This window comes from Desulfoconvexum algidum (genome assembly GCF_055382125.1).
Map to the genome: position 1 here is coordinate 2965871 of NZ_AP042394.1, position 25392 is coordinate 2991262.

29 protein-coding genes and 1 tRNA gene are annotated in these 25392 nt (G+C 38.0%); 10 read left to right on the top strand and 20 right to left on the bottom strand.

What is annotated here, in order from left to right; translation table 11 throughout:
* Positions 1 to 337 precede the first annotated feature (337 nt).
* Entirely contained in the window at positions 338 to 841 is a 504-nt protein-coding gene (locus ACZ45G_RS13685) for a lactoylglutathione lyase family protein (RefSeq protein WP_464179010.1), read from the top strand.
* A gap of 56 nt (positions 842 to 897) precedes the next feature.
* Positions 898 to 1557, top strand: coding sequence for a class I SAM-dependent methyltransferase (locus ACZ45G_RS13690; RefSeq protein ID WP_464179012.1), 660 nt, complete (start codon positions 898 to 900; stop codon positions 1555 to 1557).
* A gap of 324 nt (positions 1558 to 1881) precedes the next feature.
* On the opposite strand, the gene ACZ45G_RS13695 is transcribed toward ACZ45G_RS13690, so the two are convergent.
* The 3 genes from ACZ45G_RS13695 to ACZ45G_RS13705 form a co-directional block, all read right to left on the bottom strand.
* A complete protein-coding gene (locus ACZ45G_RS13695) occupies positions 1882 to 3009 on the bottom strand; it encodes an adenylate/guanylate cyclase domain-containing protein (RefSeq protein WP_464179014.1) in 1128 nt (375 codons plus the stop codon).
* A 329-nt stretch (positions 3010 to 3338) separates the two neighbouring features.
* Positions 3339 to 3393, bottom strand: a tRNA-OTHER gene (locus tag ACZ45G_RS13700).
* The gene (locus tag ACZ45G_RS13705; RefSeq protein WP_464179016.1) at positions 3374 to 4783 is read right to left on the bottom strand and encodes a hypothetical protein; all 1410 of its coding nucleotides are present in this window, start codon (positions 4781 to 4783) and stop codon (positions 3374 to 3376) included. Before ACZ45G_RS13705 ends, ACZ45G_RS13700 begins: the two co-directional genes overlap by 20 nt.
* A 135-nt stretch (positions 4784 to 4918) precedes the next feature.
* Between ACZ45G_RS13705 and ACZ45G_RS13710 the strand changes: the two genes are divergently transcribed.
* The 3 genes from ACZ45G_RS13710 to ACZ45G_RS13720 all read left to right on the top strand — a co-directional run bounded on the left by ACZ45G_RS13710 (position 4919) and on the right by ACZ45G_RS13720 (position 6389).
* Positions 4919 to 5074: a hypothetical protein gene (locus ACZ45G_RS13710; RefSeq protein WP_464179019.1), complete on the top strand. Its 156-nt coding sequence runs from the start codon at positions 4919 to 4921 to the stop codon at positions 5072 to 5074.
* A gap of 478 nt (positions 5075 to 5552) precedes the next feature.
* Entirely contained in the window at positions 5553 to 5960 is a 408-nt protein-coding gene (locus ACZ45G_RS13715; protein WP_464178084.1) for a DUF3024 domain-containing protein, read from the top strand.
* A 33-nt stretch (positions 5961 to 5993) separates the two neighbouring features.
* Positions 5994 to 6389: a hypothetical protein gene (locus ACZ45G_RS13720; RefSeq protein ID WP_464178083.1), complete on the top strand. Its 396-nt coding sequence runs from the start codon at positions 5994 to 5996 to the stop codon at positions 6387 to 6389.
* 185 nt (positions 6390 to 6574) lie between these two features.
* On the opposite strand, the gene ACZ45G_RS13725 is transcribed toward ACZ45G_RS13720, so the two are convergent.
* Together ACZ45G_RS13725 and ACZ45G_RS13730 are read right to left on the bottom strand one after the other, a co-directional pair.
* A complete protein-coding gene (locus ACZ45G_RS13725) occupies positions 6575 to 7873 on the bottom strand; it encodes a hypothetical protein (RefSeq protein WP_464179021.1) in 1299 nt (432 codons plus the stop codon).
* 177 nt (positions 7874 to 8050) lie between these two features.
* Positions 8051 to 8539 (bottom strand): tyrosine-type recombinase/integrase, encoded by a 489-nt coding sequence (locus tag ACZ45G_RS13730; protein WP_464179023.1) that lies wholly within the window; start codon positions 8537 to 8539, stop codon positions 8051 to 8053.
* 581 nt (positions 8540 to 9120) lie between these two features.
* Between ACZ45G_RS13730 and ACZ45G_RS13735 the strand changes: the two genes are divergently transcribed.
* Positions 9121 to 9618, top strand: coding sequence for a GNAT family N-acetyltransferase (locus tag ACZ45G_RS13735; RefSeq protein ID WP_464179026.1), 498 nt, complete (start codon positions 9121 to 9123; stop codon positions 9616 to 9618).
* Between the two features lie 165 nt (positions 9619 to 9783).
* Here ACZ45G_RS13735 and ACZ45G_RS13740 read toward each other — a convergent pair whose 3' ends face one another.
* The 4 genes from ACZ45G_RS13740 to ACZ45G_RS13755 all read right to left on the bottom strand — a co-directional run bounded on the left by ACZ45G_RS13740 (position 9784) and on the right by ACZ45G_RS13755 (position 14225).
* Positions 9784 to 10764, bottom strand: a complete 981-nt coding sequence (locus ACZ45G_RS13740) for a pentapeptide repeat-containing protein (RefSeq protein ID WP_464179028.1) — start codon at positions 10762 to 10764, stop codon at positions 9784 to 9786.
* A gap of 661 nt (positions 10765 to 11425) precedes the next feature.
* Entirely contained in the window at positions 11426 to 11842 is a 417-nt protein-coding gene (locus ACZ45G_RS13745; RefSeq protein WP_464179031.1) for a GNAT family N-acetyltransferase, read from the bottom strand.
* A gap of 927 nt (positions 11843 to 12769) precedes the next feature.
* A complete protein-coding gene (locus ACZ45G_RS13750) occupies positions 12770 to 13054 on the bottom strand; it encodes an HU family DNA-binding protein (protein ID WP_464179033.1) in 285 nt (94 codons plus the stop codon).
* Between the two features lie 409 nt (positions 13055 to 13463).
* Positions 13464 to 14225 (bottom strand): hypothetical protein, encoded by a 762-nt coding sequence (locus ACZ45G_RS13755; RefSeq protein WP_464179035.1) that lies wholly within the window; start codon positions 14223 to 14225, stop codon positions 13464 to 13466.
* Between the two features lie 523 nt (positions 14226 to 14748).
* Between ACZ45G_RS13755 and ACZ45G_RS13760 the strand changes: the two genes are divergently transcribed.
* Positions 14749 to 14961 (top strand): rubredoxin, encoded by a 213-nt coding sequence (locus tag ACZ45G_RS13760; protein ID WP_464179037.1) that lies wholly within the window; start codon positions 14749 to 14751, stop codon positions 14959 to 14961.
* A gap of 175 nt (positions 14962 to 15136) precedes the next feature.
* Here ACZ45G_RS13760 and ACZ45G_RS13765 read toward each other — a convergent pair whose 3' ends face one another.
* The 4 genes from ACZ45G_RS13765 to ACZ45G_RS13780 all read right to left on the bottom strand — a co-directional run bounded on the left by ACZ45G_RS13765 (position 15137) and on the right by ACZ45G_RS13780 (position 16308).
* Positions 15137 to 15319 carry a hypothetical protein gene (locus ACZ45G_RS13765; protein ID WP_464179039.1) on the bottom strand — a complete coding sequence of 61 codons (183 nt, stop codon included), beginning with the start codon at positions 15317 to 15319 and terminating at the stop codon, positions 15137 to 15139.
* 97 nt (positions 15320 to 15416) lie between these two features.
* The gene (locus tag ACZ45G_RS13770) at positions 15417 to 15698 is read right to left on the bottom strand and encodes a 4a-hydroxytetrahydrobiopterin dehydratase (RefSeq protein WP_464179041.1); all 282 of its coding nucleotides are present in this window, start codon (positions 15696 to 15698) and stop codon (positions 15417 to 15419) included.
* Positions 15699 to 15771: 73 nt separating this feature from the next.
* Positions 15772 to 15939 carry a hypothetical protein gene (locus ACZ45G_RS13775; RefSeq protein WP_464179043.1) on the bottom strand — a complete coding sequence of 56 codons (168 nt, stop codon included), beginning with the start codon at positions 15937 to 15939 and terminating at the stop codon, positions 15772 to 15774.
* A gap of 72 nt (positions 15940 to 16011) precedes the next feature.
* Positions 16012 to 16308: a hypothetical protein gene (locus tag ACZ45G_RS13780; protein WP_464179045.1), complete on the bottom strand. Its 297-nt coding sequence runs from the start codon at positions 16306 to 16308 to the stop codon at positions 16012 to 16014.
* 495 nt (positions 16309 to 16803) lie between these two features.
* Here ACZ45G_RS13780 and ACZ45G_RS13785 point away from each other — a divergent pair, with 495 nt between their 5' ends.
* Positions 16804 to 18171, top strand: coding sequence for a pentapeptide repeat-containing protein (locus tag ACZ45G_RS13785; protein ID WP_464179047.1), 1368 nt, complete (start codon positions 16804 to 16806; stop codon positions 18169 to 18171).
* Between the two features lie 649 nt (positions 18172 to 18820).
* On the opposite strand, the gene ACZ45G_RS13790 is transcribed toward ACZ45G_RS13785, so the two are convergent.
* The 3 genes from ACZ45G_RS13790 to ACZ45G_RS13800 all read right to left on the bottom strand — a co-directional run bounded on the left by ACZ45G_RS13790 (position 18821) and on the right by ACZ45G_RS13800 (position 19602).
* Complete coding sequence (locus ACZ45G_RS13790) at positions 18821 to 18964, bottom strand: hypothetical protein (protein ID WP_464179049.1); 144 nt, start codon at positions 18962 to 18964, stop codon at positions 18821 to 18823.
* Positions 18965 to 19017: 53 nt separating this feature from the next.
* Positions 19018 to 19266, bottom strand: a complete 249-nt coding sequence (locus ACZ45G_RS13795) for a hypothetical protein (protein ID WP_464179051.1) — start codon at positions 19264 to 19266, stop codon at positions 19018 to 19020.
* A gap of 177 nt (positions 19267 to 19443) precedes the next feature.
* Entirely contained in the window at positions 19444 to 19602 is a 159-nt protein-coding gene (locus tag ACZ45G_RS13800; protein ID WP_464179053.1) for a hypothetical protein, read from the bottom strand.
* A gap of 326 nt (positions 19603 to 19928) precedes the next feature.
* Between ACZ45G_RS13800 and ACZ45G_RS13805 the strand changes: the two genes are divergently transcribed.
* Both ACZ45G_RS13805 and ACZ45G_RS13810 read left to right on the top strand, forming a co-directional pair.
* The gene (locus tag ACZ45G_RS13805) at positions 19929 to 20186 is read left to right on the top strand and encodes a hypothetical protein (RefSeq protein WP_464179055.1); all 258 of its coding nucleotides are present in this window, start codon (positions 19929 to 19931) and stop codon (positions 20184 to 20186) included.
* A gap of 251 nt (positions 20187 to 20437) precedes the next feature.
* On the top strand, positions 20438 to 20779 hold the full coding sequence (locus ACZ45G_RS13810; RefSeq protein ID WP_464179057.1) for a PEP-CTERM sorting domain-containing protein: 342 nt from the start codon (positions 20438 to 20440) through the stop codon (positions 20777 to 20779).
* Here ACZ45G_RS13810 and ACZ45G_RS13815 read toward each other — a convergent pair.
* The 4 genes from ACZ45G_RS13815 to ACZ45G_RS13830 form a co-directional block, all read right to left on the bottom strand.
* A complete protein-coding gene (locus tag ACZ45G_RS13815) occupies positions 20744 to 21106 on the bottom strand; it encodes a hypothetical protein (RefSeq protein ID WP_464179059.1) in 363 nt (120 codons plus the stop codon). The genes ACZ45G_RS13810 and ACZ45G_RS13815 overlap by 36 nt on opposite strands.
* Positions 21097 to 21858 (bottom strand): MBL fold metallo-hydrolase, encoded by a 762-nt coding sequence (locus tag ACZ45G_RS13820; RefSeq protein WP_464179061.1) that lies wholly within the window; start codon positions 21856 to 21858, stop codon positions 21097 to 21099. The genes ACZ45G_RS13815 and ACZ45G_RS13820 overlap by 10 nt, the downstream gene beginning before the upstream one ends.
* An 802-nt stretch (positions 21859 to 22660) precedes the next feature.
* Positions 22661 to 23833, bottom strand: a complete 1173-nt coding sequence (locus ACZ45G_RS13825; RefSeq protein WP_464179063.1) for a tyrosine-type recombinase/integrase — start codon at positions 23831 to 23833, stop codon at positions 22661 to 22663.
* A gap of 323 nt (positions 23834 to 24156) precedes the next feature.
* Positions 24157 to 25215, bottom strand: coding sequence for a tyrosine-type recombinase/integrase (locus ACZ45G_RS13830; protein ID WP_464179066.1), 1059 nt, complete (start codon positions 25213 to 25215; stop codon positions 24157 to 24159).
* Positions 25216 to 25392: the final 177 nt, after the last annotated feature.

Consider the following 25392-nt stretch of genomic DNA (forward strand, 5'->3'; position numbering starts at 1 on the left):
AGTTGAACGGTTCTCCCGCACCCAAACCTTGCATACATCCTCTGCTTTCCATTTCATCCGAACTTTATGTTATCCAGCCACATCAATTCCAAGATCACATCCCAAGTGTGTGTCGGGATCCTCACATTCAAAGTTGCTGTCTCTGGTGTCACTTTTTTTAAATGTGTATCTACTTTGTTCTCGTTGATTCGTACTAAAATGTTAGTGACGAATAAAAAAGTTTGGCCTTGCATATTAAATTCGAAGACTTATTTTGTAACCAGTTTCAGTGAGCTAAGAAGAACGTATCGTTCAACAATAGCAATTGAACATCAAATAATTTTATGAGGGAAATAAGATGACGTATCCAAGAACATTTTCACATATTGGCTTATCCGTTACTGATCTTGATAAAGCAGTAGAATTTTATAAAAATGTGTTAGGTTGGTACGTAATTATGCCGCCTACTAAAATCGTGGCGGATGAATCAGCCATCGGAGTAATGTGCAATGACGTTTTTGGTGAAGGCTGGGGAAGTTTTCGTATTGCCCACATGTCAACCGGAGACAAAATTGGTGTAGAAATATTTGAATTTAATAACGCAGAACAAAGAGAAAACAATTTTGAGTATTGGAAGACAGGTGTTTTTCACTTCTGTGTTCAAGACCCAGATGTAGAAGGCTTGGCGGCTAAAATTGTTGAAAATGGTGGCAAACAGCGAATGCCGGTTCGTGAGTATTATCCTGGGGAAAAACCATACAGAATGGTCTACTGTGAAGATCCATTTGGCAATCTTATTGAAATATACTCTCACAGTTATGAACTGACATATTCCGCCGGTGCTTATCAAGATAAACTTTGATAGATTGTGAAAATTAACTTAGTTGGAGGGGGTATCCTACAAGTTAAGGACCTGATATGGAATACGATATTGAACAGATGACTGTAAAAATGATTAAGAATCAGGACGACTTCAAAGATAAGATAGTTCTCGAAATCGGTTGTGGAGGGGGTGAAATATCTTCGATTCTGGCAACTGATACGAAACAGTATATTGGTATTGATCCAGATATAAATGCCATCAATGATGCCAATCAAGCATATGATAATGTGGATTTCAGGATTGGAAGTGGTGAATCCCTGAATTTCAGTGATTCCAGTTTTGATATAGTTATTTTTACACTTTCACTACATCATCAGAATAGCATTTTGGCAATGAAAGAAGCATACAGGGTTCAAAAAGATGATGGGAAATTAATAATAATAGAACCATCAGTAGACGGAGAGTTTCAACAGTTTTTCCATCTTTTTGATGATGAAACTCAGGTAATAGGAAATGCTTATCATAGTTTAATGAATAGTGCCTTTGCGCTGAAAATTCACGACACTTTCAATACCATTGTTAGATTTGAAGATAAAACGGATTTATGCAGTTATGCTTTTGACCGTGAGACAATTTCACCTGGGGACGAAAATCTAATTATTGAAAAATTAAATCAATCACAGCCCGGCTCATCAGAACATTCTCCCATTCTCCTTAAAGATATCCTTGATATTTATCTTTTGGCGAAAAACTAAAAGTGCAAAAATATATTCTTCGGAGCAAACTAATTAAATTCCAAGAACAAAAATGAACCTGATGATACCGGTTCTTTTCAAAGTTAAAAAGTATATTAATTTCGACTTGGAGAGGGTTTTCCTAAAATCAGGTAATTAATATAAAAAATGAGCTTTTCCGATTCTTCCGACTCAACAATTAGTATCCAAAGGTGGAATGTTCAGAGCTTGGAATAGTTAAGAATACCAAGATAATACATCATTAAATTTTAATGGGAGCCGGTTTTCCTTGATGCAAATTATCTTGATCCTTGAGATTGTATAAAAATAAATTGGCTATAATTGTTATTTGAATTGAATAGGGTCAACTTCATATATCCTTAGAGGGCGATGATATCCTTTTACTTCAATCTTTCCTTGCGGTGTACATGTAATATCGTCTTTAACTAAAGCCCATGTTGTGTGGCTCATTAGAATACTGCCCGGTTTGCAGGCGTTTTCAAGGCGTGCAGCAATATTAACCTGCATCCCCATTGCTGTATATTCTTTCCGCTCAGATGATCCGTAGCCCCCTACAGTTGCCATTCCAGTGTTAATTCCGCATCTGATTTGCAACCCTTCCTCAATCCCGCCATCAAACCACTTCTTATTTAAATCTTTCATCTTGGCCTGCATGTCAATTGCCATTTTTAAACACCGGATAGCGTGGTTTTTGTCATTGGTTTTTTGGGGAGCTCCAAAAAATACGTATAATCCGTCTCCAATAACCTGTGCGAGTGTGCCTTGATATTTATTGATAATTTTGTTCATTTCGGTGAGATACTCGTTTAATAAATTGCCCATATCCTCAGGTTCTAATGAATCTGTTATCATGGTAAAATTTTTGATATCAGAGAAAAATAAGGTAAGCCTTTCTCTGTAATGTTTCCATATTAAGTCTATTTCTCCTTGGAAAATAGTTTCTGCTAATTGTGGCGCAACATATTTGGAGAGCAATCCATAGGCTTTTTTTACTTTTTTTTGCTCTAAACGAAGATTTTCTTCCGCAACTTTCCGCTCATGAATATCAGTGACTATACCCTGATGATAACGAGTATTTGTTTCAGCATCTAAGAAAATGGAAGTTCGATCTTCCACCCATCTCACTTCTCCTGATTTTGTTATGACTCGATAGTATTGAATGTAGTTCTCAATATTTTTTTCTACGAATTCTTTAATTTCCTTTAAAGTTCTTTCCGAGTCACCGGAATATACAATATCTCGAAACATAATTTTGTTATTGAGAAAATCTTCAGCGTTGTAACCAAAGCGAGAAATATTTGGCGAAACATAAACCATCTTACGCTGCTTGGGATCATCTGCTGCCAAGCGACGAAAAAGTATTGAAGGACTGTTCTCGATAATGAGTTCAGCTAATTTCAGAGCCCTATTGCCTTTGCCTTCCACGCTGTTGTTTTTAATTCGGTGAGCCATTATATAAACATATGACGCATTGTGTGATCGGTCAACCATAGGGTGTTAGAAAGGATTTAGTATAACTGGCTTTAACATTTTGTCTATTTCAGACTCAAGACTAAGTATCCTAAGGTGAAGTCTTTGAACGCCGGAATACTCAAGGATACCAAAACAATACTTCATGATCACCTGGTGAAAATCTGAGGGCTTCACGTTATAGTGCTCACCCCTTGCAAACAAAGGACTTATAGACAAAATGGGCACCTCATTTCGATGAGGATCTCGCCATCAGAAATAATTAAAAATTACTTCACAGTCCTCTTATAGGTAACGTACATTCAGAGGGATGAGCCGGGGGGGATTCGAACCCCCACCCTCGATCCTACACTGGAACACCGGCCCATTTTAAGCTGTTATTTTCTAATGACCATTTTTGGCGCCATTGAGAGTTTTCTTCATTCCACTTCCTAACTTTCTTTCTTAGTAAATTATCCGTTGTGCTGTTAGCGATCTGAATAATTTTTTCTAATTCCCTATTATTCCGTTTACCATTTTCATTCCCATACCGACTTGCCAGTCCGGCTGCCAAATCATAGAGGCGATAACTATATCTCCCTGTAGATGTGGGACGAAATTTGGAGTCATATTTTATTCCAGCGATCAATAATTTTATAGCAAGACCAAAGTCGTGCATTTCGTTGATTGTTATTTCCAATATGTATTTTTCAAGCTGAAATAATCCTTTTGTACCATTAAATTCAATTATTTTGTTGCTATCTGCAACTTCATCGGGTTTTAGTTGTTCAAAATATTTTTTATTCGGAGGAGACCCATGGATGAAGGTAGTACCATCTAAAGATACTATGTGAGTAATATTTCCCTTTTTATCAGAGCGTTTGTTTTTCCAAAATCCAGGATCGAGGCCCATTTTGATAGGGGCAGCTATATTCCTTTTTTTGTATCTGGGGGCTTTTACCCGGTATAAAATTTGAAAAGCCTTTCTGATTGGTGCAATAATCACTGCAAAAAAAGAAAAAAGTCCAATCCAGATGACTTTTCTTCGGGAGGCGGTCGATGGAATTATTTCACTAACAGTATACGCTGGTATTTTTTTTTCCCAGAGCCAGATATTAATTAAAAACCCTGTTAATACGACACAAAGTAAGCTTATTGATTGGACAATGATGGCGGTAAGGCTTCCCCTAATAAAAATATCACTTGCAACAAAAGCAAGCCAAGCCACGTGGATTTGCATAACAAAAAAAACAAAACAAAATGCTTTAACTTTGAGATGTGCAGTCTTTTGATTTGGCCCCCAAGAAACAAAAATATTAAGATCTGATATTGTAACGTTATAAGTTGACTCATTGGGCAAAGGGGCCAACCACCAAGGGGGGATATTGTGAATGCTCACTCCATTTTTTCCGAGATTTTCTTTTTCATATCTTATTACTCTACAGGCATAAATCAAAGATCGCTTTCGATTCAAAACAAAAAACCATAGAAAAAATAATGCTGCAACATTCCACGCCGTTGGTGCATAATGTGAAAAAACTTTAAATTCGACTCCAGGTAACTTGAAATCAACTTTTTTAGCAGTTTCTTTTAAGAGGATATTTTCTGGAAGGGCTTTGTTTTTAAAATTGTCATACTTCTGCCAGTCTGAATATGAAACAAAAAGTCCTAACCCCCAGATCATACATAGTGATAAAAACCAAAGAACTGCCGTAGTGTTGGTTATTCTGATATGAGAAATGAAAGCATCTATTTTGTTTTCTATTTCAGGGTTCATGAGATGAATTCTTTACCCCTGTTAAACAATTTTGTTAAAAGCTTAATGAATATTTGAATTGGGAACAATAATCATTCCTTATCATAAAAAACCAATGGCTTCAATAGCGCTCCAAAATAATCTTGGGAGTAAGCAATGATGGTATTAGTCCGGGGTTGGAACCGGAACCAAAAAGCGTTGACTTGTATTCATAGTATTCGCTATCGGCATGATTACAAAGAGTTGAAATCCGGTGAAGAAGAACCCTATACCCTGGACTGGAATTTTTTTGGGCATGATATTACACAATGAGTGGTACTATCATTTGTGTAAAAAATATTACGCAAATTGTGTAATTTGCGCTGAAGTGCTTGATGCATCTATTTTTATAATATTTTTAGGGTAATTATTCAAAATTGTCAGTGAGATAACAAATTTACATACTCATGATTAAGTATCCCTGTTTTGACTATTTGGATGCCGGATTTCTTAAGGATACCAAAACAATTGGAAACTTTTTTCAACCGGAAAGTTAGAGCAGGATCATGCAAAGTATTTGTAACTTTTGGCTTGCCAGGAAAACAATAGGCGCCAGTCAAGAAAGTCCAATATAACGTAATTGAAAATTTGTTCATTTCATTTTGTTTGTGTTAATATAATCGAAGATCTCTTTACACAAATTTTAAATATTGATACGGATTTAATGATCAAAATTTTGATTCGTAGCAGGTAAGATATCATTCAAATTCACATAAGATACAGTATTTATTGTTAAGCTTTGGAGTAAAACATGGCACTTAGAAAAAAAACATGGACATATGGCCTATCGAAATCAAAAAAAATAAAACCCAAAGCACCAGAAGAATTGATACAATATTTGCAAAAAAAAGGTAACGAAATTGTCGAAAAAATATTCAAGCCAAAATATCTGTTGAGTGTTTCTGAAGAAGAAACACTCAATCAGATTGTTGACATTTATACAAAGTGGCACAGAAATTATTTTTATTTTTGTGCCAAATATAAATGCCCCCCAGATGCCCATAGGCAATCTTTTGAAAATAAATTCGTCCGGCTTGAATATCTGGGAAATGACGAGTTTCAATACAGCCAGATGAGGCACAATGGAAAATGGAATCCAACATTTAAAATGACCACAGATAAGTGTTTGAAACATGTTACTTCGGAAGTCCCTTTTTGATGGAAAAATTAATGTAGAGATCACAATTAAAAAATGGTAGAATTTGTTTTTAACCGTACCAAAAGAAGAAAGAATATGAGCACAAACTTATATAAAGCCGTGGAAGAAATAATTTTACTGATGTCAAAAGATACCAACTCTTCTTTTACAGATTCCAATGCTTGGGATGAATTAGTGTATAATATTGATCCTAATAGCACGGTACCACATAAGTTCACACTCCCTGTCGAAAAGGCGGTTAAGAAACATTTATCAAATATGACCGATGAAGACAAAAGGTCAATTTGGAAGGAAACAGAAATTGGACAAGGCCCCGGAAGTGACGAAGGGTTCTTCCTAATCTCATCGATAGAGATGGATCTTCAGGAAGAGCTTTTTGAACAAGTTATAGAAATTGCTTTTGAAGGATTGGAGAATCAAAAGCATTAAGTGCACAGAATGAAGCAATCAAATTCTAAATATTCAAGCTACATTATATGAACCAGCCCCGCCATCATAAACCATTCTTCCAAATTAAAGTGTATATCAACTTGATAGCCGGTTGGCCGGGTCAAGTATTAGTATCCAAAGATGGAGTATTCAATAGCTGGAATAATTAAGGATATCGATACAAATCAAAACACCCGACACTTTTTAGTCCGGCTGCTTATCTCATCATTTACCAATGCATAAGTTTTTGAATCAAGATCCTTATATTCCTTTTTAAATTCTATTTTCATAATACCTTCTGGCAGACGGTCAATGGCAGGCATAAAGTCGGACTCTTTTAAGGTTCCTGACATTTTTTTCTGTAGCAACCCGGCATTGTTTGTTGATGCAATTGCAAGTTCCCCAAGCGTTACGCCTGCCCTGTCTGCTGCAAGATCAGCAAAACTAAATCCTGACCCGCCATCAGAGTCATCCACCTCTTTTGCCAAGCCAATAAAATTTGCAATGGCGCTACCGGCAGAGACAGAAATCCCTGCAGAAACCAAATAGTGTTTTGTTAAATCATTCCTGCCTTTTAAAATCATGGTCACTCTCACAGGTCGACTGATCTCATCTTGTCTTTCTTTCCGAATAAAATCGTTAATTCTATTTTTTGTTGAATAGAGTGAAATCACCTGGATCAGGGCTTTATTTTCCATAATAGGATTATTTGAAATAATTGATTGCTGTGCGGCAAACTCAAACATAGGTTGTAGAATCTTGGCAATGGATATTTTTTTACCTTTATATGGTTTTACTATCCAGGCCAAATGATTATAATATACCAGTAGCCGATCCTGGTGTTCCTCTGGAATCAATAAATATTTACCACTCTCTTGCAGATTGGCAATAGTTTTTGGGTCCCATTCATACAGAATCGTCAACAACCTTTTCCGTACAGAAATATTTTTAATCGCATGGGAATTTACTTTTACATCTTGATAAAAAGCATAATTCATCAACAGCCGATCAACAAAAAGGATAACAGGATTAATAATGACACCTGGAATAATCACACGACCTATTTTTACAGTCTCAATTTCAATCTTTGGCCCCTGAGCCTTAAAATCCACAATAACATTCAAGTAGTCACCCATTGGTGTAGATAGAATTCTATAGGTAGATTGCAATTTAATATGATTTTCTGACAACTGGATCTGTATAAAAAGATTTTTAACCTTGAACCCTTGATTAATCCCATAGCTTGCCACAAGGTTCAGATCAGGCTCACTAATTGTAAATTTTTTCCTCTGTCGTCTTCGCATTTGAGAGGGTTTGGCTTTTTGAATTATTTTTTTCACCCGATTCATATTGTCATAAGAAAGATTTTGGTGTTCATTAATCAAGGAAATTTTTTCAATACTGAGAACAAACAGTGTAACAGGAGCAACAAAAACCAGAATAAAACTGAGTACAAGCAATAGCTTAATGATTATTTTCATCATATCCCTTTGCCTAAAATTGAATATCAAATAATAACGGATTCATAACACTTTAATCAGTTTTTAAGCAACGAACTATATTCAAGAGCTGGAATCCTTAAGCTTACCGATACAATCCTGGATTGGTTTTTAAAATAACCGGGCAGAATCTATAGCAGATTTGCCCGGCCACTTGATGAATCATCCATGAAGATTGTCGACCCACCGGATTGCTTCCCCGTCACTGATTTTACCCAAATATCTTTGCGTGGTAGACAGGTTTGAATGACGTAAAAATACTTTGCTGACAATTTCCAAGGGTGTGCCGGAACGAGATGCATATGTGGCAGCGTGTCTTCTAAGGTCATGCGGCCTGACCTGAATATCGACCAACTCCCCTGCCTTTTTCACGACCAACCTTGCAGCAGCATAGGTTATTGGAAAAATTCTCGCATCAGATTTGATTCCATTGTTGCGAATATATTTTTTCATCCGATCTGCAACTTTTTGAGGTAGGAATACCGCTTCAGATTCTCTGCCACTTTTCGGTGCCCATATAATAACTTTTCGGTCTTCAATATCCTTGGGAGTTATTTGCAGGACTTCACCGACTCTCATGCAAGCACGGGCCATGAGTTCGAGCATGATCCGATTTCTTTGGTTCTGAGTTCTAAAAATGATTTCATCCATTACATCCTTTTCAATTATTTTGAATTGGGTAGATTTCCCTGCTCTGAAAAGTTTCCGAAGTGCTGGGTTGTCACAAGGGTTCTGGAAATCTGGACTCACAGAGTTTTTGATGAGGTTGAAAAAAGCAGTTAGAAGCGTGAATCTTAATTTTTTGGTGGACTGTTTTGTTCCTTCAGACATTTTTGACATGAAGTCAAGGATGTCATCGGAGGTGAGGGATGATAGATCTACATCCCCGAAATGGCTTTGGAATTTATTGAGAACGAACTCATAATTCCGCATGGTATTTTTTTTTAACGTTCATCCTCTGATAATTGAAAAAATGGGTAACGCTTTGGGAAATTTTCATGGCGTTTCTCCTTTGCTCTTGGAAATAATTAAAGGCTTTAACTCCTGCCTGGCAATCATTGTAATGTTAAGGATATCAAAAGTATACATCAATAAATTTAAGAGGATGGATACTTTTAAACAATGCAAGTATCATTGACTCCTGACGTGTAATAAAATATTACAATTCGACCGGACTTGATTGAGTTAGAACGTCGGCCAACAACACAGTTTATTGGAAGGTAAAAATTAAAATGACACAGGTGATAAGGGAAGCGCAAAAAGAAGATTGCATCAATCTGGCAGCCTTATCTTTGCAGGTCTGGCTTGAAACATATTCTATTGATGGTATCCGGAGGGAAAATTCTCAGTACGTATTATCTGTTTTTACTGAAGAAAAATTCAGACAGTTCTTGGACGATGAAAAGCACAGACTGATAGTCTTTTTGGATGGGATTTATCTCCGGGGATACTGTTTGCTGAATCTTGAGTCCCGGTTTGGAAGTGAAAGAAACGGTTTTGAAATAGAAAAACTTTATGTTCACAGGCCATTTCAGGGGCGTGGTATTGGCACTAACCTGCTGGATGAAGTTAAAATAAAGTATGGGAATCAATTCTGGCTGTGCACCTGGGTGCGAAATAAATCCATATTGTTTTATAAAAAATATGGATTTGAAGATATTGGCCACCATGATTTTCAATTAGGAAATGATACCATTAAAAATCGGGTATTGGGCTATGGCCGGCAATAAGCTTCTCATTACAATCTGAAGACTTCACGTTATAGTGCTCACCCCTTGTAAACAAAGGACTTTTAGACATAGTCAACAGGGCCTACAGATACTTTAAAAACGTTCAGTTGAGCGGTAACGTGGAATTAACCGGCGAGCTTCAGCGAGTCCGTGTTTATGGATTTGTTATGATTTTGATTTCCTGTATATTAGCCCTCTATTCTTAACATTAAAGTCATTTGGAAACTTTGTAAATTCGTCGTATAATACATTTTCAAATTCAACATTATCAAGTATTGTTCGTCTAAAATCACTGCCACGGATATCAGAATCCTTAATCTTTAAGCCATCCATATTACAATTAAAAAAATAGCAGTCAATTATTTTAGATCGTTCAATTACGGTATTAAGCAAGCCCATAGCGCTATTAAATTTAGCTTCGAAAAATACTGCTCCCAATATTTCAGTGTTGTTAATTTTTACTCCTTGCATTGATGTTGATTGAAAGTTGGGGTGCATACTTGCCAGTATTAGAATATCTTTTTTATGAACATCATTTAAAGTGTCTTCGTACTTTTTACCAACGTAATACCTAACTCTGATTGAGCTGTTTTTTAGAGTTAGAAAATCAAGATTTGAGAAATCAAAATTTGGGTTTATAAAATTGGTATGATTAAGGGTCACATTTCTCAAATTGACGTCGGTAAAGTTTGCATAATCTAATTCAACTTTAGAAAGTTCTATATCTGATAAATCAATTCGATATTTTTCGGAACCACATGTAGATTTCGTACAATCTTCAAGGCAATTAATTAATATTTTTCTTACAACATTTGTTTCATTTCTTGATTTGGAAAACCAACTTTGTGGCTTTAATAGTATAGGTTCAGAAATGATCGTTATGTCGCAAAGAGCAGATGACAAAAGAAACGCATTTTTTATGTGATGCTTGTTTCCACTTGTTAACAGCGATGTGAAGTTTGAAAATTGAGAGTTGTATATATTGAGACTTTGTGAATGTTTAGAGTCAGCAACCTGATAAATGGCAAAGTACAGTGTTAAGGAAAATCCAAATATTGAGCCAAATATCAAAGAGACTTTATTATTAAGCAACATGGTCAAATTATTCCATGCTTTCTTAAGATTACATCTTATTGCTTTCTTCATAGACTTCTCTATATACCAATATTTTTAATTATTTCGTGTTCTGTTTATTCCAATAAATTAAATTATATATTTGTTGAAGACATGTTTTTTCATTAAATATCATAGCAAGTTAATCTGTGGTTTACGTTTATCTTTCATATTCACTTATCTAACGGGATAACATCCGAAAAGTAAGAATAACCAGATCAACATAAATGTGAAAACAATAATGCTGAAATCATTAACATCATCTGGAAAGACTTGCAAATTTTTTTCAGATGGTCACATAGTTGACTAAGCACTAATGGTATAAGTCGTTGGTTTTCCAGGCCCCCGAAAGCGATGACTTGTATTCATAGTATTCGCTATCGGCATGATTACAAAGAGTTTAAATCCGGTGAAGAAGAACCCTATCCCCTGGACTGGAATTTTTTTTGGCCGGATATTACACAATGAGTGGTACTATCATTTGTGTAAAAAATATTACGCAAATTGTGTAATTTACGCTGAAGTGCTTGATGCATCTATTTTTATAATATTTTTAGGGTAATTATTCAAAAATGTCAGTGAGATAATAAATTTACATACTCATGATTAAGTATCCAAAGGTGGAGTATTCAGCGGTAGGATTTGTCATGGATACCAAAAGAATACATCACCGGCAATCTGTATTAAAATTAAATCAAACTAACCTTTTTTTCATATAGAGTTTGGAATGTTTTTTATAATAATTCTCTAAAATACCAAAAATGCTGTATCCATGTTTTTCATAAAATGCTGGAGCTTGAAAACTGTAGGTGTAAAGGTATGAGCTATGGCAGTCTTTCTTTTTTGCAGTTCTTTCGGCTTCAAACAATAACCTCTCACCAGTTCTTTTTTTCCTATTATCTTCTGACACCCACAAACTGATTATTTCGACCCATCCACCCCCAATTATACAATCTATCCCGGCAATGATTAAACCCGATTCATCGGTCATTTTGTATAGGAAATTATTAAAACAATAATCTTTAATAATATCACCATTGAATCCCATCAATTTGTCATCAAGATATTTTCTATCTTTTTTGTTTGGCCTATCCGTATAAATTAATTTCATATTTTTCATTTTCATTTTATTTACAGATAAGGGCACTATACCAAATAGAAAAATAAAAAAATATGCCAATCCGGTAGAATAGTTGGTAGATTTGAGTTTAGGATAAGTATCCGAAGGTGGAGTATTCAGAATACTGAAATATCAAGGATACCGATACAATCCTTGATTGGCCTTTGAAATAACCGGGCTGAATCCATAACGGATTTGCCCAGCCATTTGATGAATTATCCATGAAGATTGCCTCTGCGTAACTGATTTTACCCAAATACCTTTGCGTGGTGGTTTTTAGAAATCTTGTTTAACCCCATGTACATATGAAGTTTTTTTAACTTTGAAATTTCACTTCCAGTATATAAGCCGGAGACTTCACTACAGGCCATTTCCACCTGGTCCTACACAAAAAGATATCAATGTATAAAAATGCTTATTGGATATTTTCCAGATAAACGGTTACCTCTGAAAAGGGAAGGATTTCAAAAACAAGCGCTTCGCCTGAAATTGTAGTAACCCCTTTCAAGACGGTTTTTAAAGAAACCAGTTTGCAAAATCCTTTATCATCGTTGTTAATACAGCAAACATTGATTTGCCGAGGAAGGTTTGATGGCCGTGACGATCTCCCAAATATCTGTGATGCCCCATTGGGAACTGGTGAAATTGATCCCATTCTAACAGAGCCGGTGTCACGATTTCTGTTCTCGCTCAAGGAGACCTCTTTCAGATATTCATTGGAGTTGTTGCGGATAATAATGATTGTTGGTTCACTCTTTTGGGATATAGGAATGCTTTCACAGCCAAGTGTGCATATAATAAGACAAAAACAAATGATTAAAAATACTGGTAACAAATTTCTGATTCTGGCACCTCATGTTCTGTCATTGGACGAATATAGCTGTTTTTTATTGGTGTTTAGCATTCCCCCCACTAATTTCAATTTGCCGGATAATCAACCCTTTCCTTCAATTCCTTCCCACACTTAAAAAAGGGCAATTTCTTGGCAGTGATCTGAACCTTTTCCCCTGTTTTGGGGTTCCTGCCTGTGTAGGGTGCGTAATCTTTGACAAAAAAGGAACACAGGCCCCTAATTTCAACTCTTTCACCATTAATAAAGGCTTTGGCCATTTCCCCAAAAAATATTTCAACGATCTTGGAGGCTTCATCTCTGGTCAAGCGGCCTTTTTCTTTAAGTTCCTGAATCAGTTCAAGTTTGTTCAATGTTTCTTCCCTCAATCACAATATGGTTTGCTAAAGAATAACATTTATCTGCTTGGGCAAAATATTTCAAGGTTAAAGGGCTTAATCCAAGGATAAACCAGACTCAAGGATTAGTATCCGATTGTGGAGTATTCAATAGCTGGAATAATTAAGGATACCGATACAAATCTTGATTGGCCCTTGAAATAACCGGACTGAATCCATAGCAGATTTGCCCGGCCATTTGATGAATCATCCATGAAGATTGTTGATCCACCGGATTGCCTCTGCATCACTAATTTTCCCCAAATACCTTTGTGTGGTGGACAGGTTTGAATGACGTAAAAGTATCTTGCTAACAATTTCCAATAGTGTGCCGAAACGAGATGCATATGTGGCAGCGTATCTTCGAAGGTCATGTGGGTATATTCTATTTTGTGTTTTTTAATCCTTCGAGGATGTCTGTCAGCATATTAGCTGTTAGTTTGTTCTGTTCAATAACCCCCGCAAACTTACCTGACTCATCAATCACTGGTAGCATTGGCACATTAAGAGAATTCATTTTTTTTAAAGCTGTCAGCTTATCCTCGTTTTCATGAAGCGCATTTTGGGCTGCAACAAACCCGGGTAAGGTTTTGAGACTATCTTCGTTGGCTCCGAGCACCCAGTTTGCTATGTCTTCAAAATTAAAGGAACTTGGTGAGGCACGATTCATTGCCGCTATTTGTTGCGCATCAGCCATACCGAAGAAACTACCGTCTGGATTGTTGAATACGACGTATCTTATGAACGGATATTGAGTCAACTCAAGATAGCTAATGATTAAATTGGATCCACCTCGTGTAAATTTGGATAATTGAAAGCTAAGAACCTGAATTTTTTTTTCAATATACTGTTTTAGTTCAACCAGTGATTGGCTTTCCCCGATTAAAACTTCTTCTACTGGCAACACTGTCACTTCAGCAGAAATTGGTGATTTAGTTGTTTCTTGTACAGCAAGGACAACCTTAAACTCTCCGAGGGTTAACTCCTGGACCTTACCCGAAAGAAAAAGCGCAAGTATTACAGGGAGCAGTGCAATAACGATATCGGCATTCTTTATTTGGAATTTGTCGTTTGTTTTGGCTCGGATTAAAACCAGCAGTACAAGGAGAAAAATAAAACTAGCGATTGCGATTGTTATGGTAATCATTAAGCGTATACCTATTTTTTATGGTTGATTTAATAGTTCAAGTGTTTAGCTCCAACCCAAATTCACCGCCTATTTTTTTGTACACCCGTCGAAAGGTATTTTTGGGGATTTTTTTGCTTGGCGGGAACTTACTCTGGCGAATGAAAGACTTTCTTGGGACCATCCATCTGATTCAGGCGTATTTCAGGCATACTCAAGTATTAATATCCCAGTACGTACTTTTCAGAGTCCGGAATACTTCATAATACCGAATCACTTTTTACCGGAGTTCCGACAAAAAAAGTGGTTGAAATCCTCATCCTTTTAATACGATACGATCAAATCCAGAAACAGTTCCCTTGAACATATTTGAGAATCTGTCTGTAATTTATTTCATGAGTCACCTCCTTTTTCGTGGCGGTTGTGTTTCATTCTCTCATCTATAGAAAATGGGACGGTTCATGGCATCTATGAGGTGGGTTACGATATACCCCGCTTTGATCGTTTAACATTGAATTAATTTACTTAGAAAAGGAGAATCAAAATGGCAGACCCAAAAGATATGTATCAATGTCAAATACACAATTGCGGATATGTTTATGACCCTGACAAAGGCGAACCAAAGACAAATACCCCTCCAGGGACAGCTTTTAAAAATCTTCCGGATGATTGGGAATGTCCCTTCTGTGGATCATCAAAAAAGACATTTAGACCGTTAGCCGGACCGGGGTCAACATTAGCTGATGGCAAATTATAGTTGCTTAATGGCCCTTTGAAGAGAAGGCACTGGTCGATCTTTGGAGCAGGAATAGAACCAAGGATCGTCTCACCATTGCCATTGATAAAGTCATGATTTTAGAAGGGAATTATTCAGGATTAATGAGCATTCCGGAATTCTTTTTATCACAAATTATTCCACTTTATAAATTGGCTCAAGAGTTCTTTTTAAGTGCGTCCAGCGTTTCAAGATTACACACATCAAAACTTTGTCCGCACCCACCGCAAACCATCTCACATTTATCCGGCACTCGTGATCTCCTCGCCTTTAATTGCGCTTGACATTCAGGGCATTTGAGTTCACTGGCGGCATTTTTATTATCAGCGTCATTTTTCATAATATTTTCCTTTTATGATCAAAATTGATACTGTTTGGCTCAATTTATTTTGGTAGCCTTGTCAAACAAGCCGGTAATTTTTCAACTATCGGATACGCTATATAAGCCTGTCCGTCATGGCGGCCATGATAAAATCATTGATATGAAGCCCCTGTACCGTATGGGTCCACCAAGTCACACAAACCCTGCCCCACTCGGTTAAGATGGATGGATGATGGTCTTCTTTCTCTGCAATCTCTCCCAGTCTGTTGGTAAAGGCCAGGGCCTGTTGAGAGTTTTTAAACTTAAATTCCCTGTGTAATTTTTTCACACCGCAGACGTCAACGATTTCCCAATATGGAATGTTGGTTCTCTGAACCTTAATCTCTTCAGGGGTCATCAAGGGATCCCCCCATCCGGCAGGATTCAAAAGGTTTACGATGGAGATCCTCCATGGGGCTGCTCCTTATTTATTAAAACTTTTGCGGTTTACACACATTTTCGGCCTTTGCTGCGCTGCGTCCACAGCCCCCGCAGTAATGGGTGGCCGGTTTGATAAGTGCAATATAGGCCTTTGGGTCTTTGACCTGCAACTCTTCTTCTATATGGGCGCATAATGTTTTCTGTTTATCATCACTCATTTTTGAATACCTCCATTTTGGTATAACGAATTCTTTGTGTTTGTGCCGTCTGAATAAATGTGGCTGTAGTTTTTAAATTATGCGATAGAACTGATCTACGGGCAGGTCCCCGGTAGCAGTTATGATAGGCTCAAACAGCTTCGAATACTCCTCGTCGTTATCAACTTCGGCATCGATTCGCTCGTAGTCAGCCAGCGAAGCATAGCGTGTCTGAATCGTTGCTCGGCCCCTCTGTCCTGCTAAATTGTACATGAGATCTATCGAGATTTCAGGATATTTTTCCCCCATATATTCCTTGATCTTGACAAGTGTCTCAAAAAACTCCGAATAGTTCTTCGAATAACTTATTTCCCTCTGGTGAATAATCATTTTGTCCCCCTTATGTTTCCGTACCATAATAAATAGCGAGAAAATATCGAACAGCTATAATTAATTTATTGTTAGCTATGAATGATTAAAATGACCACAATGTGGTATCTCAATAGAATAAGAGAGAATGATAATTTGTCAAGAGAGTCGTAGTCGTACATCATGTAACCTACGTTTAATACTTCTGGAGAGCGAATACTTGCATTCATCTTTATTACCCTTGATTGCCTCAATAAATCAACTCTGGAGGGTACAAGAATACATATTTACAAACTCAAGTATTAGTATCCGAAGGTGGAGTATTTGAGTGCTTAAATTATAAAGGATACCAAACCAATTGTGAATTCTTTGGATGACTGATAGAGAGCTGCCCGAATCAAGCCAGCGCTGTAAGGTTATTTATGTAATAAGTGGACTCTTTTTTCTTGCCCCTTTTCAAAAACTTGGGCTATATTGTGTTTTATCATTCGTTCTCCAAACAAAAGGATTATTATCATGTCTGAAAATCAGAGCACCATTTTAATATCTTTCATGTTTTTTTTGACCGTACCTTTAATTTTTTTCGCATTAACAAAGAAAGAAGATAGGCATCATTTTTATCAAGATAAGTTTTTCATTTATACAGGGGTGGCTTATCTTGTGAGTAAGTTTGTTCCGACCTTAAAGGCCCCTTTTCCGGCTGGTATAGTGTGGCTGATCGGTTTATATTTTGCTGCGTATGCCTTTACTTCTCAGCGATATGAAAGCCGACTTGATAAAATAGAATTCAGATACAGTACGTTTACAACCCAAGTAGCGGCAGGTGCAAGCTTTTCAAACGACCGCCTTATGGGTATTTTAAATGAAGGAATACCGGTAAAACCATCTATATATAGCCCTAATAGTATTTTTAAATCCTTTGTATATGGCCCATATTCTGATTCTTATTATCAAACTTATAACAAGAAAAAAAAACCTTTCATAAGTGCCGTTGCTTTTCGGCAACAAATACTAAAACAATGGGATAAAAAACTTCAAGAGGCTGATTTCAGGGAAGCAAAACTTCAAGAAGTTGACTTCAGGGGTGCAAAACTTCAAGGGGCTTATTTCATGAAAGCAGAACTTCAAGAGGCTGACTTCAGGGGTGCAAAACTTCAAAGGTCTGACTTCAGGGGGGCAGAGCTTCAAAGGGCAAATTTTTCGGGTGCAAAACTTCAAGGGTCTGACTTCAGGGGGGCAAAATTTGAAAAAGCTTCTTTCGTGGATGTAGAACTTCAAGGGGCTGATTTCCGGAATACAAAACTTCAAGAGGCTTATTTCCGGAAGGTAAAGCTTCAAGGGGCTAATTTCAAAAATGCAGAACTTCAAGGGGCTAATTTCATGGAAGCAGAACTTCAAGAGGCTGACTTCAAGGGGGCAGAATTTGAAAAGGCTAAGTTTGCATACGCAAAACTTGCAGGGGCTGATTTCATTTATACAGAACTTGCAGGAGCTGATTTCATTCATGCAGAACTTCAAGGGGCTAAATTCGGGGGTGCAAAACTTCAAGGGGCTTACTTTTGGAATGCAGAACTTCAAGCAGCTAATCTCCAGAGTACAGAACTTCAAGGGGCTGATTTCAGGGAAGCAGAACTTCAAGGGACTAACCTAATGGACTCTAACCTTGAAGGGGCTAATTTCAAGAATGCAAAATTCTTAACTGCGGAACAGTTGATTGTGGCGAACAATATATATGAAATAAAAGACTGCCCCCCCAAAGTTCTTGAAGATATTATTAATCAATATGGATGTGAAGAAATGATTAAAAAAAAACCTAATTATTGGTCTGATAAATTCAGACAACATCGGAAGAATCTCCTCATTAAGTGGAGAACGAAAAAATAAACTTATTAATATATTTTGTTGAATATCAGCCTTATCCCGAGGTCAAGATTAAGTATCCTATCTGTAACTTTCACAGGACCTGCCATTGTTAAGAATACCAATTCAATATATGATTTTTCAAGATTTGAAGCCAAATAGGTAAACGAATGCAGTTTTGATGCCAGTTAAATAGGTATCGGATAAAATATTTGGTAAATTATCCCGCTCTCCATATAAATAAAAATATCTCTTTGGGAGAATTAATGAACAGGCTAAATGAAGGTACTCACCACAACCATAGCTGAAGTTGGTAACAGCCCCCTATCCGATATCCACATTGAAACAAAACATCGGATTAGAAATTCATGTGAAGAGTGTATATAAATCATTCGAGTTTTCATTGGCTCCCCTGGAAAGTTTTTTGCTCAAAGAAGCATTCCAGAAACTCCTTTATGGGTAACCTGAATTGAAGTGCACAACTTCCTCAGGGATGCCTACAACCTTTGCTTGGCTGGCATACATTGTAAATATATCGTCGGGTTTACCGATTATCTGGAATTCGAGTATTTGGTTGAAGCCTTATTAAATAAGGGTTTTAAAGATTCATTTTCATTTTTTTCACCAGTTGCCCAGTGTCATCATTATTGTGATCTGCTCCAGTTACCCAGGTTCAAATTCTGGGGCTGATAATAGCTTTTGGCGGCATCGTTATGGCCTTTAATGAATCGTTGAATCTGCCGACCCGGGAAATGCTGGTCGGGGACTGTGTGCTCCTGAGGCCGGCGGTGTTCTGGGGATCGGTCACTGTGGTCATTAAAGCCAGCCCCCTGTCTGAAATTTTCCCCTTCTCTATTCCCTCTATAACAATTACCCTTCCAGTTCCTTTATCCGGTCTAATAGACTACCCTCTTTTGACATTTGTTCAAGTGCTTTAATTAATCTATGGTTCGATATATGCTGCCTGTAGAGGTCAATTAATTCAGGGGAAATCTGATTGCTTGTGAAACCACAATTTTTTTTCATTTGTTGGATTACATAACCGTCTTTTATGTCTTTCCGATCTTTGCGTTTTCTTTCCCTGTCTTTTTTTCTTCTCTCTTCAATTGACACTGCCATGGTATTTACCTTTCAAGTTCCTTTCCTTTGTTTTCCTTTTAAATGTTTTGCTTCACCTCTATTGCGGCACCTATGCCACCTTTTGCCATTTCTGCAACTTCTCTTGCTATTCTCATTGGAAGGTCCGTTACCCCCTGAATACGCAAAACCTCTTTGTTTTCTTGCCTATACTGTTTTTTATTCGTCCAATTCAAAAACAATGTCGTTCTCTTGATCTTCTCTGGCCTTTAGGTGCAGATCCACACCATAGGCAATGTCAGCCGGTATTCCTTCTGGGAAGGCCGCACACGCCACCGTTTCAGTTACTTCAGGATTACGCCCTGAAAATGCTTGCATTTTCTCTTGTTACATTCTGGTTCTGCCAGCATTATTACTCACCCTCCTTATATAGTTTTCGGTGGTCCCTCTTTTGACAACCTCTACCATTCTCCCGTAAATCAAAATAATAATACCATAAATAAGCTCGTTTTGTAGTGCAGTATCTATCTATATAACTGGTTCAGAACTGAATTTTGTCTATCCGGCATAGAGAATAGCCCGGATCACGCCAGAGCTGTATACTTATTTTATGTATTAACCTTCCTATGGACAAATTCTGACTGAGAGTGTTATTCTCCATTAAATTTACACTTCATGTCATAATTTACGAATAGGGATATTAAATGGGGAAAATAATTCCATTTCAAAATATGGATATAAATCAAATACCTGATGATCTATTTGATAAAATAGAAATCGATTTTAAACAACAATTCAAAATTTTATTAAATCGAAACAAAGGTGAAAACCCAATTTTTGAAGTAAAGTTGGAAGCCCTAAAGGGTATCACAGCAAAATATAATTTTACATTTGAAAAAGCACAAGAAATTATACAGGAAATACAACTACGAAATTTAGATAAAGATATTGGTATAGAGTGAGCTGATCCGGAGGCGGTGAAGCAAACGTTACACTAAATTTAATACATTAATAACTGCCCTGGAAAGGGTTCCCGCAAAATCAGGTAAATATAAAAAATTGAGTTTTCCGATTTTTCCGACTCAACAATTAGTATCCGAAGGTGGAGTGTTCAGCCACCGAAATTGTCATGGATACCAAAATAATACATCACCGGAAATCTGGATTAATGTTGATGCCAATCATATAAGTTGTCATGACAAGCCATTTATTCATGAATGACTATAATGGCGCTCTATCTGCAGCATCATCTATCGCATCATTTCTCGACGGCAAAGCATCAGGAATAACAGACATAGGATCGGTAAATGCGGCCATACAAGTCCTGATACCCCACCAAATCGACCTGACGGATTTTGCAGCATTAGCAGTTCGACAAACATCAATATCATCGATCAATTGGGAAACAAATAACGTAGGCGGACCGAAGGCAACTGATTTCAGATACGTGGCGTGGATGTCGTTCAGCGTAGCGCAGGTGCCGGAACCAGCGACCATGGTTCTCTTTGGCTTTGGTCTTTTAGGTCTTGTAGGGGTCAGCAGAAAGAAACTTTAAATTGAGCATCATTATTAAAAAAAAGAGGGTGGAGCCATTTTGTGGTTCTATCCCCTCACTTATTTTATAGATCCTCCCAGAACCCGCCTCAACCCAATCTATCCATCTGGAAACATATTGCCCGATGCGCAATGAGTCCGCACCTTGCTCATAAAGCCGGGATATACGTTCCGTAAACCTTTCTATGGTCTTGCCTGCAACTGACAGCATATCAGGCGTAAAATGATACCCAAGAAAATCAAAACCACGCTGTGTTCTGCCGATCAATGTCTTGTCCGGGTGCTGTTCCAGTTTCAGTTCATCAAAAAATTGATTCATTATAGCCATACAGACCAATCTCCATAGTCAAATGTTCCGCTGCCATGATTCAATTTACCTTCATCTTGCAACTGCTGGAAAGCATCACGCATTCTGGCCAGAATTTCAGGCTGAATATTCAAAGTGTGATGTGCGGGGAACACATGCTTCACCGGAAGAGCAGAAACGTGGGCCAGAGAATTGAGGTATGCTTCTGGATCGGTGGACGGAAAGAAAGCAAGCAGTGTGTCTTTATAAACCAAATCTCCTGTATAAAGATAACCGCTATTCTTTTCCCAAAAACACATATGGCCCGGTGAATGCCCGGGCGTATGAACTACTTGAACAATGCGGTTTCCAATATCGATTACGTCATTCCCCTTTAGCACTCTGGTTGGTTTACCCTGAAAGAATTCATATTTAAAAACATCAAAACCTTCCGGCAGATCACAGCGGTCAACAACCATGTCTTGAATCTGATCAATCGTCAGAGGAAATTCTCCGCTAAGCCAGTTTAATTCATCCTCATGGGCGTAAAAATTTGGAAAATATTTATGACCACCAACGTGATCCCAGTGAATGTGGGTAGCTACAGCGATTACCGGCTTATCAGTTAGCTTGATGACTTCTTTATAAATATTACAAATTCCAAGGCCAGTATCAATCAGCAGACTATATTCAGATCCATTCAGGAGGTAACAATGCGTTTCCTCCCAGTGGCGGTATTCGCTGATGATATAAGTTTCCTTATCAATTTGATCTATTGTAAACCAATTCTTCATTTGGCTCTTTCCTCATTACTATTCTTAAAAATGCTGTTTATTAACTTTTAGGACCGTTGTGCTGCGAACACCCAAATGATTATACGGCACCCGATATAATGAATATTTAAATGTTACCGATCATTGGAAAATCAATTTAATTCGAGACTAACATGCCCAGATAAAAACTGTCCAGGGGAAATTTATTACACTAATTACCGCCAAGGTAAGGGTTCTCCGAAAATAAGGTGACTATTATTTTTGTTGGTCGAGCGGGCTCAAGGATTAGTATCCTATCTGTAACTTTCACAGGACCTGCCATTGTTAAGAATACCAGTTCAATATATGATTTTTCAAAATTTGAAGCCGAATAGGTAAACGAGTGCAGTTTTTGAAGCCAAATAGGTATCGGATAAGATATTTGGTAAATAACCCCACTCTCCATATAAATGAGAATATCTCTTTGGGAGAATTAATAAACAGGCTGAATGAAGGTACTGAATCTTTAGATGAATGGCCGTAAGAATAAACCAACAACCATAACTGAAACTATTAACATCCTCCTAATCTGAATTGGAGTGCATAACTTCCTCAGGGAAGCCCACAACCTTTGCTTGGCTGGCATACATTGTAAATATATCGTCGGGTTTACCGATTATCTGGAATTCGAGTATTCGGTTGAAGCCTTATTAAATAAGGGTTTTAAAGATTAACTTTTGTTTTTTTCACTGATTGCTTCAGTGTCATCATATTTGAAAACCATACGCCTACCCGCATGTCTTATCTTGACCGTCGTTGGTGGGTCCATTGCTTTTATTCGGTGTCAGGAAATAATGTCCTCGAATTTTGACGCCGCTGTCTTGATCCCATCCGGTAAGAGATGTGCGTATCGTTCTGTCTGCTGAATGGTTTGATGCCCGAGCAGTTCTTTTAGCTCATAAAGCGTGACTTTGCCGGACTGGGCAAGCCAGCTTGCGTATGTGTGACGAAAGGTGTGGCCTTTAGCCTTATGTCTTGTGTCAGACACCCCAAAGTTCAGGCCTAATTTTTCGATAGACCTGGAAATACTATCACTTGGATCTTTAATCTCCTCTCCGGTCTTACTCAAAAATATTATTTCATTGAACCGCTGTTTTCTAAACAGGGATTTCAAGATATCGTTGACTTGTTCAGTAAAATATACATAGCGGGTTCGGCCTGCAGATTTCGTATCACGGGCAGTCCCCATTTTTGTCTGGAGATTTACATCCCCCCATGTTAAATGAAATATCTCTCCAAGGCGCATTCCCGTATGGAGAGATATCAAACAAATATTTCTCCATTGCTTTGACCTCGACTTGATCTCTGCAAGGAGATCCTTAGACTCCTCCCGGGAAAAAAATCTCAGGGATTTATTATTAACCTTTGGTAACTTAATCTCTGCTTTTGGGGACTGCCCGAACACCACCCCTTTCTTACTGGCCAGCCGCCACGCATGACCAAACGTTGTGAACACATACTGGATCGTCCGGGGGCTCCGTGGGGCATCTATCATATTCTTTTTAACCGTCTCCAGGTGACCCTCTGTAACGTCTTTAAAAGGCAGGTGACCGATTACTGGCTTTAACCAGATCCGTATATTTCGCTCTTCCTGTGAATAGGACTTCTGTTTGGTATTAACTTTCTGCAACGGAATATACACATCCCGGCAAAAGTCCGTGAATGTAGTGTTATCTTTTTCAACCCGAGCAGCGGTTTTTTCCTCCAGCAGTTTTTTTTCCTTAAGGGACTGGTACCCCTCCCCTGCAATATGATTTTTCCGCAGGGCAGCTCGTATTTCATTCGCTACATCCCGTGTGATTTTGTCCGAGCTCCACCCTATTCCCTCATTGATTGACTTCCCGTGAAGTTTGTAATAAATAGCGTAATACCGATCAGGTTGCTTGCCATTTAGCCTGGTCGGATGTTTTCGATATCTTACACCAGGAACCCCAGATGGATACCATTTCCTTGACATATTCTCACTCTCCCTCGGTTTGTGTAGCCAAGTTGGCTGCGACCAAGGAAGAGTCCTTTTTGTCCTTGGTACATCCATGGTACACCCTTTGCCAGAACTTCAGCCAACGTCACTTGGCTTCACAATACGCTTCAAAATCAGCAACGTCAACCATCTCCATCTTTTTTCTTTTTCACTACAAGTCACTTAAAATCACAAACAAACTGACTCTTAATCAGTAGGTCCCGGGTTCGACTCCCTGACGGCCCACCATTAATTACAAGGCTCTTAGCGATATTCGTTAAGAGCCTTGTTGCTTTTGTGTGAGAATCTGTGTGAGAAAATCATTCAAAGCAACGATCTAAACAATCAACTGCAACACGCTCGCCCTCCCCTATCGAATGAAGGTAGATCTCCGTTGTCAGCCTGTTTTCATGCCCAAGTATTCTCTGGACGGTCCCTATTGGAACGTTGTCATGATCAAGCATAGATGCACCAAAGTGTCTCAAAGCATGATACCGAAAATACTTCACTCCAGCTTTATTGCATAGTGTTGTCATTATTTTCTTTCGGTCTCTGTATGGTCCTTCCACCCATTCCCCTATCTTTCTGCTCCAGTATCTGTGCCAAAAAATCCAGGGTTTATCTTTGTCACGGTCTTTGTACCTTTGGGAAAGAATACCGAATAATTTTTTATTCAATGAAATCCGTCTCGGTGTTAAATGCCCGCCTTTTTTCTTTCTCGTGTATAAGACCAGGTATTTACCATCCAGATTGACGTCACTCCATTTCAGTCGGTTAACCTCACTCATCCTGCCCATGGTGCAAATCATAGTCCAGAGGTAATCTTGGATAGAAGGATCTGCTACTGCAATAACCTTCACCACATCCTCTTTGGAAGGAATATACTTTTCTTTTTTTTCGACCGGAAAAAATTCTATGCCTACTGTCGGGTTGTTGGAAAACCAGGTTCTTGGGGCTTTAATTCCAAAGTTAAACAGACTTCTCAACAAACGAAGTTCTTTGTTAGCTGTAATCGCTGAAACATCTCGTTTCCGTTTCAGCAGAAAAGATTGAACCATATCAACGGTAATTTCATTACACTTCTTATCACTCCAGTATGAGCACCACCGCCTGGCGTAATAAATATGATCAGTGTAATGCTGTTCAGAATTATACTCTTTTATATGGTCCAACCGTCTATTAACCAGTTCCAAGAATTCCATGTCTGTTGGAATCGGGTCTGTTATCATTTGCTGTTCCGGGTTTAACACCTCCTTTCTTTTTTCCGCTTCTGCTTTTTTTGCTTCTCTTTTTGTCTTGAACCAGGTGTCTGTGTGCCTGATTCCTTTCAGGGTGAAGTCGTATCTCCAGCCCTTTCCTTTTACCGAATAAACACTCATAAAGGTCCTCCTTTGTTGGAAAAAATAGAGAACCTCCAAGCTTCCTACCACCAAGCATCTTCCAGTTTTTGTACACCCAAGATGTACTTTTCCGGAGGTACTCGGCGGTCTCCTCAACTGTCATTATGCCAGATTCGGATGCTATGTCAAATGGATTGACTTGTTCTTTCATTGCTC